Origin of the sequence: Maribellus maritimus, from assembly GCF_022267315.1 — a bacterium.
Taxonomy (GTDB): domain Bacteria; phylum Bacteroidota; class Bacteroidia; order Bacteroidales; family Prolixibacteraceae; genus Draconibacterium; species Draconibacterium maritimum.
The window spans coordinates 1-10,072 of sequence record NZ_JAIKLE010000073.1 but is presented as its reverse complement, the minus strand read 5'-3'; the positions used below and the strand labels follow the sequence as shown (position 1 = coordinate 10,072).

General features: G+C 36.8%; 9 protein-coding genes. 2 read left to right on the top strand and 7 right to left on the bottom strand.

Annotation, left to right across the window (positions count from 1 at the left end; all coding sequences use genetic code 11):
- Positions 1-226: 226 nt before the first annotated feature.
- From K5G00_RS28270 to K5G00_RS28255, 4 genes are read right to left on the bottom strand one after another with little or no spacing between them, the layout of a single operon-like run.
- Positions 227-856 (bottom strand): DUF4141 domain-containing protein, encoded by a 630-nt coding sequence (locus K5G00_RS28270; RefSeq protein WP_238769852.1) that lies wholly within the window; start codon positions 854-856, stop codon positions 227-229.
- 25 nt (positions 857-881) lie between these two features.
- Positions 882-3,380 (bottom strand): TraG family conjugative transposon ATPase, encoded by a 2,499-nt coding sequence (locus tag K5G00_RS28265; protein ID WP_238769851.1) that lies wholly within the window; start codon positions 3,378-3,380, stop codon positions 882-884.
- Positions 3,377-3,706 carry a DUF4133 domain-containing protein gene (locus K5G00_RS28260; RefSeq protein WP_238769850.1) on the bottom strand — a complete coding sequence of 110 codons (330 nt, stop codon included), beginning with the start codon at positions 3,704-3,706 and terminating at the stop codon, positions 3,377-3,379. Before K5G00_RS28260 ends, K5G00_RS28265 begins: the two co-directional genes overlap by 4 nt.
- 5 nt (positions 3,707-3,711) lie before the next feature.
- A complete protein-coding gene (locus tag K5G00_RS28255) occupies positions 3,712-4,020 on the bottom strand; it encodes a DUF4134 domain-containing protein (protein ID WP_238769849.1) in 309 nt (102 codons plus the stop codon).
- Between the two features lie 261 nt (positions 4,021-4,281).
- Here K5G00_RS28255 and K5G00_RS28250 point away from each other — a divergent pair, with 261 nt between their 5' ends.
- Together K5G00_RS28250 and K5G00_RS28245 are read left to right on the top strand one after the other, a co-directional pair.
- Positions 4,282-6,435, top strand: coding sequence for a hypothetical protein (locus tag K5G00_RS28250; protein ID WP_238769848.1), 2,154 nt, complete (start codon positions 4,282-4,284; stop codon positions 6,433-6,435).
- Positions 6,428-8,131, top strand: coding sequence for a hypothetical protein (locus K5G00_RS28245; RefSeq protein WP_238769847.1), 1,704 nt, complete (start codon positions 6,428-6,430; stop codon positions 8,129-8,131). Before K5G00_RS28250 ends, K5G00_RS28245 begins: the two co-directional genes overlap by 8 nt.
- Positions 8,132-8,148: 17 nt before the next feature.
- On the opposite strand, the gene K5G00_RS28240 is transcribed toward K5G00_RS28245, so the two are convergent.
- From K5G00_RS28240 to K5G00_RS28230, 3 genes are all read right to left on the bottom strand, one after another.
- Complete coding sequence (locus tag K5G00_RS28240) at positions 8,149-9,225, bottom strand: hypothetical protein (protein WP_238769846.1); 1,077 nt, start codon at positions 9,223-9,225, stop codon at positions 8,149-8,151.
- An 86-nt stretch (positions 9,226-9,311) separates the two neighbouring features.
- Positions 9,312-9,869 (bottom strand): hypothetical protein, encoded by a 558-nt coding sequence (locus K5G00_RS28235; protein ID WP_238769845.1) that lies wholly within the window; start codon positions 9,867-9,869, stop codon positions 9,312-9,314.
- A 17-nt stretch (positions 9,870-9,886) separates the two neighbouring features.
- The coding region (locus tag K5G00_RS28230; protein WP_238769844.1) for a DUF3408 domain-containing protein at positions 9,887-10,072 on the bottom strand (186 nt) is incomplete at its 5' end.

Genomic DNA, 10,072 nt, shown 5'->3' with positions numbered 1-10,072 from the left:
ACAAAAGAGGGGAAGAACATAATACACAAGCCAATGGCAAAGGGGCGCAAAAGCGGGTAAACATCAATGGGTTCAGTCCGGGCAAGCGACTGCCATACACGTGAGGCCACATAGAACAATGCCCCCAGACCAGCTATGCCTTTTGCCACCCCGGTCATGTCACTGCATAAAGGCGTCATCTCCACATAAAGGCTGCGGAGAATCTGATGTAGATTATCAAAATCCATTACCAGTACCTTTCGTCAGCATTACCGTAAAGCGCCAACATCCGCTGCGTGTCTCCTTTCTTTTGAGCACGCAGATAAGAAACCGAAAGGTTCTTGTTGGTATAATAGCGCACCAGGTTCCGGTAGTGCTGGACAGAAACATAAACGCCGTTAATAATATCCATGCGTTCCTTGTCGGTCATTGAAAGCGAACTGCTGTTAACAATCCCTTTCAGGTCGAGCAAAAGGTTACTACTTTCTTCCAGAAGCTTGGAGTAGCCAAAAGCAATGGCTCCCAATTCTTCCAAAGTAAAATTCTCGTCCTGTAGCATCAGTTGATAGGAGTTGATGTAGATGTCGGCAATTTCTCCAACCATTAAAATGGTTTCCTGAACTTTCCGGGCATCTTTCACAAGGTCATTTACTGCTTTTAACGCATCGTAATACTTCTTACCCTGATCATATACTTTCTTTACTTCCTGAAAATTCTTTATCACGTTGGAAACCGTACTCGATGTTTGTACGATTTCGTTGGCGGAGTTCACAATACTCTGGGCAAGGTTAACCGGGTCGGTAACCACAAATTGCGCCCGCAGGTTAAAAGTGCCGAGCATAATAAGCAGCCCGGCTATTGATAATCTTGTTTTCATGAATTTTAATTTTAAAATGAAAAGCTTAAGCATTTCGCTTACTGGCGGCCAGTTGTTTAATGGCCTGTTCAATGTTCCCTTCCAGTTGTTCTGTCAGCCGGACGAGTTCCAGTTTCTCAGTTTCTTCAGTGGTATAAGTGTAATATTCTTCCAAAGAAACTTCGGTCGCATAAACCGCAGATTGCACCCCGCCGAGACCAATCCATACCTCTTTGTATTTTCGCCGGGGATGGTTGGCAAGGTTGATGGAAAGGATCTGCGATTTTTCTTTTTCGGTCAGTCCAAGTAATTCCTGGATGGAACCAAACTTGTTCATATACTTGCGCTGGTCGAGCAGGATTTTACAATCGGAGTTATTGATGATACTTTCCTTTACAATCTCAGAAGCGATAATATCATCGACTTCCTGTGTAACTACAACTGCTTCTCCAAAAAATTTGCGGACGGTTTTAAAAAGGTATTTGATATACTCCGCCATCCCTTCTTTGGCAATTGCTTTCCATGCTTCCTCTATTAATATCATCTTTCGGATGCCTTTTAACCGTCTCATTTTGTTGATGAAGGCTTCCATGATGATGATAGTTACAATGGGGAACAGAACTTTGTGGTCTTTGATATTATCCAGTTCGAACACAATAAAACGCTTGTTCAACAAATCCATTTGCTTGTCCGAGTTCAACAGGTAATCATATTCACCCCCCTTGTAATACGGCTCCAAAACGTTCAGAAAATTGGATATATCAAAGTCCTTTTCCCTTACCTTTTTCGCACGAAGTGTTTCGGAATATTCATCCCGGACGAACTCATAAAATGTATTAAAAGACGGAGCCATCTTACCGTCCGATTTCAACCTTTCAATATACTGGCTCACCGCATTCGACAAAGCCACCTCCTCCGAGCGTGTTGGCGCTTCTTCCTCATTTTTCCAGAGGGTAAGGATAAGCGTTTTGATGCTTTCCCTTTTTTCAATGTCAAACACACCGTCGTCGGTATAGAATGGGTTAAACGCAATCGGGTTGTCCTCGGTATAGGTAAAATAAACCCCGTCTTCGCCCCTTGTTTTATAATGAATCAAATCACATAATCCTTTGTAGCTGTTCCCGGTATCGACCAGAAGTACATGTGTTCCCTGCTCATAATACTGCCGTACCATGTGATTGGTAAAAAAGGATTTTCCGCTTCCCGAAGGGCCAAGGATGAACTTGTTCCGGTTGGTGATAGTCCCTTTTTTCATCGGTAAATCGGAAATATCGATATGCAGCGGTTTTCCGGTGAGCCGGTCAACCATTTTAATCCCCACCGGCGATAAGGAACTCCGGTAATTGGTTTCACCGGTAAAGAAGCACAAGGCTTGTTCCGTGAACGTATAAAACGATTCTTCAGAAGGGAAGTCTGCCGCATTTCCGGGGATGCCCGCCCAAAAGAGTGTAGGGACATCCACGGTGTTGTAACGCGGTTTGCATTCCATCAGCGCAATCTGGGAACCGGCATCATTTTTAATCTGCCGAAGTTCTTCCGGTCGGTCACTCCATGCCAGTACATTGAAATGCACCCTGACGGAAACCAGCCCTTTGCTGTGTGCTTCATTCAGGTACTCTTCCAGCCACTGTTTGTTAATCTGGTTCGCTCGGCTGTATCTTGAAAGCGAGTGCATGTTCCGCGCCATCTTTTCAAATCGGGTAAGATTAGCTGAATGGTCGTCAATAAAAATGTACTGGTTGTAAATATGGTTGCACGACAGCAACAAGCCAACCGGCGAAGCATAGGAAAGCAGGCAACTGCTGCGGTCGGTCGAAAGTTTTTCATACCTGCTTTCTGTAGAAACCTTTGCTGGCAAATCATCCAAATCCGAAAGGGTATGAAGCACCAGCGAGTTGTCCCCGATTTTCATTTCTCCCGGATTCATGATGATGTCCTGGAGGCAGGCAGTTTGTTGCTGAGAAAGTGAGAAGTACTTTTCCACAATTCCCGGTTCTTTCTCTGTGCCTGTAATCTGCTCATCTGTAAGCCGTGTAAGTCGGATAAAATCACTGTCGTTGATGATTTGCTCAAACTGGTTCACTGCTTCCACGAACCGTAGAACGGCTTCCTTATTTTTTATCTCTTTGGGTAGAAGGGTTCCCCGCCCAAGTGAACTGAACGTACTTTGTTGCCTGCTCCGCTCTTTGGTAGTTTTGGTAAGAAAAAGGTAGCAGGTGTGGCTTAAATACGGACGCTCGTTGAAATGGTATTCAAACGAAGAACTTAAAAAGCTTAAATCCTGTTCCTGTTGCTCCGGTTGGTAATTCTCTTTGATGTACCAGTCCTGTTTGTGAACAATGGAGTAATCGGGCAACACTTTAATTGCCTTGTTCCAAAGCGAATGGATGGATTCGTATTCTTCCGAAGTAACCGTAAACAATTCCGGCAGTGTAACCCGAAAAGCAACAGTAATATCGGCATCTTTACTGATGATACATCCCTGTTCAACCGACAGCAATGGGAACTTACTTTCAAGCGTGGTCGTTTTTAAAACGCTTCTCATACTGCCTCCTTTCTTTTGTGAGTGAATAGCCTGGGAATACCTTTACGGTTGATTATCCTGCGTGGGAAAGTGTGGGTTGCCTGTACCTTCATCAAACCAAAACGGCCAAACTTCCGGTTTAGCGAGAATGTCAGCCAGACAACCACGAAAGCCAAAGCCAGCCCAGTGAAAATGCAAGCCCACTGGTTTATTCCGGCCAGATACATGACAATAAAAATCACGAATGTACCCAGCAGCCCACCTGCAAAAATGAACAGGTACTGGCTTTGCAGTCCCTTAAATTCAGCCGGTTTGTTCACCCCCTTATTAATGAAATACTCTGCCATACTTTTTACAGGAAAAATGATCGCAGAATGGTGGCAGCAACAATCAGGAAAATACAGGCACCGAACCAGGCGGCAGCGGTTTTGCCGGTGTCCGGGTCTCCGCTTGAAAATTTGGAATACACTTTTACGCCGCCGATTAAGCCCACAATGGCTCCAATGGCGTAGATTAATTTGGTTGCCGGGTCGAAATATGAGGTGACCATGCTGGTGGCTTCGGTGATTCCGGCAGAGCCGTCGCCTTGTGCAAATAGAATTGTAACCCAGAATGAAAAGAACGGGGTTAATATGGATTTTAATGATTTGATTTTTGCCATAATGACTTATTGTTTGTGCTTTCTGAAAGAAATACAGGAAAGCGGTTTTGCTAATTTTATTTTTGGAATCTCTCTTGGGAATGTGGCAAAGCCACTGTGATGGAATTGGGCTTTACCCGTAATCTTTTTCCTTCATATCTTTCAGAATTTGGTTACTACTCAGGCAGATTTTTTCCTGCCTGTAACCAAATGTAAAGGCTTAAATCACTGAAAAATAAAAAGGGGAGTATGTGGAAGTAAGTGGCTGTGTTTGGCGTAGAAATGAAAAAAATAAAAATGTTTAATACAATTTTTTTCTATGGTATCATGAAAAAAATCGTTCAACAAGGTAAGCCTCATATAGCTATAAATACATGGTCAAATGCAAATAATTATGGCTATTTTTATGAGACAAAATACGAATTGATGACGAACATTAGAAGCATAAACGAAGAATTAAAACAAAATAAAAAACTGGATTCTAATCTTAATCTTATCGTTAATCATTGCATAGAAAATAAAACTTTGAAATTTTCACAAGAAATAGAAGGTGTCGATTTAAATTTACTTCGTTCTGAAAAAATTCTCAATCAAAATACTGTAGCTGAAAACATCAAGTTTACTTTTAAGTTCTTTGCGAGATACAGGGAACTATTGAATATCAAGTCGAATGAGGATTTTACTTCTTATGCACAAACCCTAGATAGAATTAAAAGGGATTTCAATGATAAAAAAGATGTACAAGGTTACTCAAAATTAGAACGCGAATTATGGAAGGTGGCAGTTATTGAAGCCAATGAGACCTACAACGAAACTTTTGCCAGTTACATCGAATCGTTGAACCTTAAAAATCAAAAGGAAGAAATACGCTTGTTCTATGCTGGATATAGTGCCGCTATTCAATGGATACAGGTTCAGGTAGATATATTCTGTGACAATGCGCAACAACTCATAAAATGGACCCAAAAAGAAGATGAATATAATTTACCGTTAGGACGATTATTAAATGGAATCAGGAACAAAATATTTGAAGATAGTTCTTTTGGGATTGGGTGCCTTGATCATTTGATAAACCTAAAAGATTTTGATATTGATTTAATGATTCCTGTGATAACAGGACTTTACGATAAATTTGGAATTAGTTTCTATGAAGAACATTTGAGTTTGTATGTATTAGATAAAATCTATTCTGTTCCAATAATCTGTGGACTTTCAAATGCGAATAATATCACAGATGTAGATGCAAAATTATTCTTGTCTATATTTCAAAATGCAAACAAAAAAGATTCTGAGATTTTAATTCATTTATCTAAGCTGTTATTTGCGATTTTAAATTCTTCCAACCTTTCGGAGAAATCGCAATATAAGAATGAATGTATTCAACATTTAGAAGAGCTCATTTCAGTTAATAATCCAAATCTTATTCGCTATATATTAAGGGAAAGCCAATATTTGGAAACTCAGATAGATACTTTACAAGGATTAGTTGTAAAGCTTATAAATCAGCCTCATTTTCAAATAAATGAATATTTAACTCGTATAAATCATGTTTTATGGAATTCTGAAAATATCAATTTTTTTAGACGGGTACTATTTACACTGGCTGAAAATTGTCAATTTGAATTTGTAGCGAAAAAACTGAATTCCTCCATTCATAAATTTTTGGAGAAGCAAAAAATGGAATTCGATGAATTATTGGTTGATTTATTAATTCAAGATAAACCATATCATCGGTTTATCGGGTTTGATATTTTTAACGATGTCACTCCTTTGGATGGATGTTATTTTTTTGATTTTGATATTCTCTCTTTGGAACCACTTTCTCAGTATAAACTTTGGGTCTCTATCCTAATAGGTTATAAGGAGCCGAAATCCACCATTCCTTGTCTATTACCTTTATTAAAGAGTAGGTCAAAACTTGTAAAGGAGGCCTTCATTTGTAAACTGGAAGAGTATTCTGAAAATTATGGAGGAGGTCTTACTGAGGTTTTAAGAGATAACTTAGATCTAAATGATGCCGAAAACAAAATTATTTTTGAACGAATTGAAAAATATATGTATGATTACTTCGAATCCCACGCCAAAATAAAATTTGATATTAAAGAATTAAATCCACAATATACTCAAAACAGAATCTTTGTAGAATTCAATAAAGGCTATTCCCGAGGGTTCAATAAAATTAGGCAAAAAGTATCCGAAGAAAGTAATAGCTTTTTGAATTTTTTTAATACAGTTCACTTGTTAAAAGGAGGAGGCTGGAAAATGGAAGGAAAAGATGATATTTCACAATTAGCAAGAATTGGTGTAAGTTATTCATTACCCAGACGTTGTTTTATTGAACCTGAGCATTTTGATTGGGAACAAAGTGCTGAATTGACAAAAGACTGGAGTGATGGCTATTTTAGTGAGATTATAAGTATTTTAGAAAATGAGTAGCTCTAATAACATTATTGTTCAAGAATATCTAAGTAGCTTAAAAGAAGATAATGAGCTAGACTCGTTGTTCCCAATTCTTTTAAATGTCATGGGATTTCATATCATACAGACAGCAAAAGAAGCAAAAGGACAATCCCAATATGGTAAAGATATTATTGCAATAGGTAAAGATAAAAATGGTATAAAGCACAAATGGTATTTTGAATTAAAAGGATATAAAGATAGGGACATTACGGATAAAAATTTTACTATTCCCGATGGAGTTTTAGAGTCAATACGTGAAGCTAAATTTGCTGCTTTTGACGATAGTTCAATCCCTGAATTTAATCATCTTCCTTTGAAGATTGTAGTTGTGCACAATGGAATACTTAAACCAAATATTCGACCAACATTTGAAGGCTTCATTTCTAAAGAGTTCAAACCTGGAGAATTTGAAAGGTGGGATATTTATTATCTGACGGACCTTTTTAGTAGATACTTGTTTAGTGAATATTTATTGTCTGATTCTGAGAGTAATCGATTGTTTAAAAGAACTCTTGCATTCCTTGATGCGGCAGACAATGACTTTGCTGATTTAAAGCAGCTTATCGAAATACAATTTGATAAGGTTTCATCTATCAAGGGCAGAGCATTTAAAAAATTATTTGCAACATTGAACCTGGTAACATCGATTATTTTCCATTACAGTAAAGAAAATGACAATTTAATTGCAGCCAAAGAGTGTTCTGATTATATTGTTTTGAGAACATGGGCTTGGATACTAAAGAGTAAATTTGAGAAAAAACAAAGCGTATTAAATGAGTTTAGGAAACTACTAAAAACTCAATATCAAATATTAAATTCCTACTTTTTAAAAACTTTTAGTATTGCTACTATTGAAGATGGTTTGTATGCTGAGAATGGGGACAACTTTGAAGCAATTGGGTACCCTTTACGTTGTTTCGAGTACATTAGTGATTTGATTTATTATTGTAATTTAAGGCTTTATCTTCCAAATTTTAAAAAGAAATCAAATGCTTATACAAAAATTCACAATCGACAGAAAGACAAAATTATAACACTGATTAAAAATAATCCAGGATTCTTTCGTCCATTGTTAGACAATCATTCTATCCCCATTCTTCAGTTATTCATGTTTTTTATTGATAAATCTACTTGGAGACAAAAGGATGTTGATTTTATTGCATCTTATGTTTTTGGTGTAATTACAGGACTGATTGTAATAAAAAAACAACGTGGGAGGTTTCCTGAAGGATATAATCGGATAAATTTATTGGTAGAGTATGTAAGTACAAATTCGAAACCTCAAGAATATATTGATGATTCTTCCATACTTATTGCGGTCCTATTTGAATTATTGGTAATATTCAATGCAAAAGATATGTATGAAAACTTAAAAAAACATATCGGAGAGAATATGCATCTGCAAATAGCTCATCCGAATGTAAAGGATTTTGATATTGAACAAATTATGTTTGAAAGACACATGGATGAAGAATATTATATCGAAGGTCCTTTTTCCTTGGTAAATACTTTCGAAGATTTAAAAGAAAAAACAAAAACAAGAGGATTTGACAAAATAAATTATAGAACAGACAATGCTGGATTTTCATTTTTAAGAATATTGGCGCATAAATATTTCAAAAACGAAATTTTCCCAAATGAATGGAGGGGCATAATTTCCGAAATGACCTGAGATAGTATCTACCTTTATTATTCTTCAATTGGCCCATATTTACTTAATATCTTAATTGTTGAATCTCTTAAATCTTGAAGATTATATTTGCGGCCTAATTTTTTTTCATTGGATGTCAATTCACTCAATATTTCCTTTTTTATTTTCTCAGGCATATAATTTCCTTCACCTCCAATCGCAACATGGATTTTATTAAAAAACAAATCCAAATTTTTTGCTCTTATAGTTTTCATTTTATCAATTAGTCCCTCTCCGGTTTCTTTTAATAATTTCTCACTTAAGAGACCAACCTCTTCCTCTGTTCCAATTTGATTTGTAGTGGATGTTAATATTTCTTCCCTAATGCCAAAAAAATTCCGCGTGTTGTAATGTATGTAATTGTTTGTGAAGCTAAATGCAAGTATATACTCATCAATCAATAAACTATAGGGTTTGTCAAATTCTGGGTGAAAAAATAAGAATGTCGGAGAAGATTCAGAAAAACCAGGACATCTTAGAATTTTATAACCAATCTTTTTTAAATCTTTTGATACTTGCATATTCTCAAAATCAATATTAGTTATTGAATCTGCAAGCGTCCTATCAAGTATTCTTCGGGCAATTTCGGCTTCTCCTTTTGTTATTTGAACCCCACTCTTATTATTTATTGACATTCTCCAGATTACGCTCATCCAAAACAATATTCCAACTTCAGATGAAACTCCCGATTTGTATTTATCTCCGTCTCCTTTTTCTATCAATGTTTTCGAATATTCAGATTCAATTATTGATAATCTTTTTTCACAACCACTACAAAATATATTGTCAGCAATTAATGGATGATTACTTTTGTTTGCTTCTATTTCTTCTTCAGACAAAGTTCCGTAGATATCCTCCAACTTCTCTTGCTGAAGTGCTCTTCCAAAATGTGATTTTGTATCAAATTCCTCTATATAAAATCCAAGTTCATAATCACGTCCTGACTTCCCTTCTATATTTTCTATTCTTTTTAATAAAAAGTGTGGAACAATATGGGAGCCTTTCTTGTCTGCCGGGTTTGTTTTGCATAATCTGCAAATTTCTATGTTCATTTTTGATTTGATGTGTTTAGCCATAAAAATAAATATTTTGAAACTTCATAAAGTTAGTTATACTTAAATAATTACGAGTACCGCATAAATAAATTCAAAAAACAGACAGCTTATTTCGCATATTCACCAATATTAAACCCTTCCAAATTATTGCTGGGCTCTTGATTAATTTCATTTTTCAACAGACTTCCGAGATGCAAGTCAATCAACTCCACAATCCGTTTTTGATAGTCTGAAGACGAGGAAGCTATTTGTTCCACCCAGTCGGTATTTTCATTTTCATGAAGTAATTTTCCAGCTTTAGTTGGATTTTGAGGCTGCACACTTTCAACTTCATTAACCACCTTCATCATTTCTTCAAAAGTAATATCGGAAGAAATTTCAGATGGAAGTCCAAATTGTTCCAGTTCCTCTTGTTCTTCGATGGTCTCAATATCCGGCTCGTATTCCAATGGCACTTCAATATCCATTTTCCCGGATAAATCAGCTTTGGGGACAGTACTCTTTCTGGTCGTCAGAATAAAGGAACTTTTACCGACAATCCCTTCCGGGCTGAGTTTTTCAGAAAGCTTTTCTTTTTCGCCGGTGGGCGTTCCGGTTTTGCCCCTCCATTTTAGGAAAAGAGCAAAAAGAGTGATGATTGTTATAATCGCAATTAGTTCAAGCATTTTATTCTGGTTTAGGATTAGAAAATATCCGTATTCTTTTCGTTGTAGAGTTTGACTATGTCCTCCTGGAAATCCTCAAAATGTTGGTTGAGCACATTATCGATATAATTAAAAATTGAGATTTCATCGTTGCCAATAATGCGCACAATCTTTTGAATCCTTTCGTGGTATTCCTGCCGGATGGGGACATGCTTGCCAAATCG

Excerpts from the sequence above, each read along its gene's own strand:
- K5G00_RS28270 (WP_238769852.1), bottom strand. The coding sequence starts at position 856 with ATGAAAACAAGATTATCAATAGCCGGGCTGCTTATTATGCTCGGCACT.
- K5G00_RS28265 (WP_238769851.1), bottom strand. The coding sequence starts at position 3,380 with ATGAGAAGCGTTTTAAAAACGACCACGCTTGAAAGTAAGTTCCCATTG.
- K5G00_RS28260 (WP_238769850.1), bottom strand. The coding sequence starts at position 3,706 with ATGGCAGAGTATTTCATTAATAAGGGGGTGAACAAACCGGCTGAATTT.
- K5G00_RS28255 (WP_238769849.1), bottom strand. The coding sequence starts at position 4,020 with ATGGCAAAAATCAAATCATTAAAATCCATATTAACCCCGTTCTTTTCA.
- K5G00_RS28250 (WP_238769848.1), top strand. The coding sequence starts at position 4,282 with ATGAAAAAAATAAAAATGTTTAATACAATTTTTTTCTATGGTATCATG.
- K5G00_RS28245 (WP_238769847.1), top strand. The coding sequence starts at position 6,428 with ATGAGTAGCTCTAATAACATTATTGTTCAAGAATATCTAAGTAGCTTA.
- K5G00_RS28240 (WP_238769846.1), bottom strand. The coding sequence starts at position 9,225 with ATGGCTAAACACATCAAATCAAAAATGAACATAGAAATTTGCAGATTA.
- K5G00_RS28235 (WP_238769845.1), bottom strand. The coding sequence starts at position 9,869 with ATGCTTGAACTAATTGCGATTATAACAATCATCACTCTTTTTGCTCTT.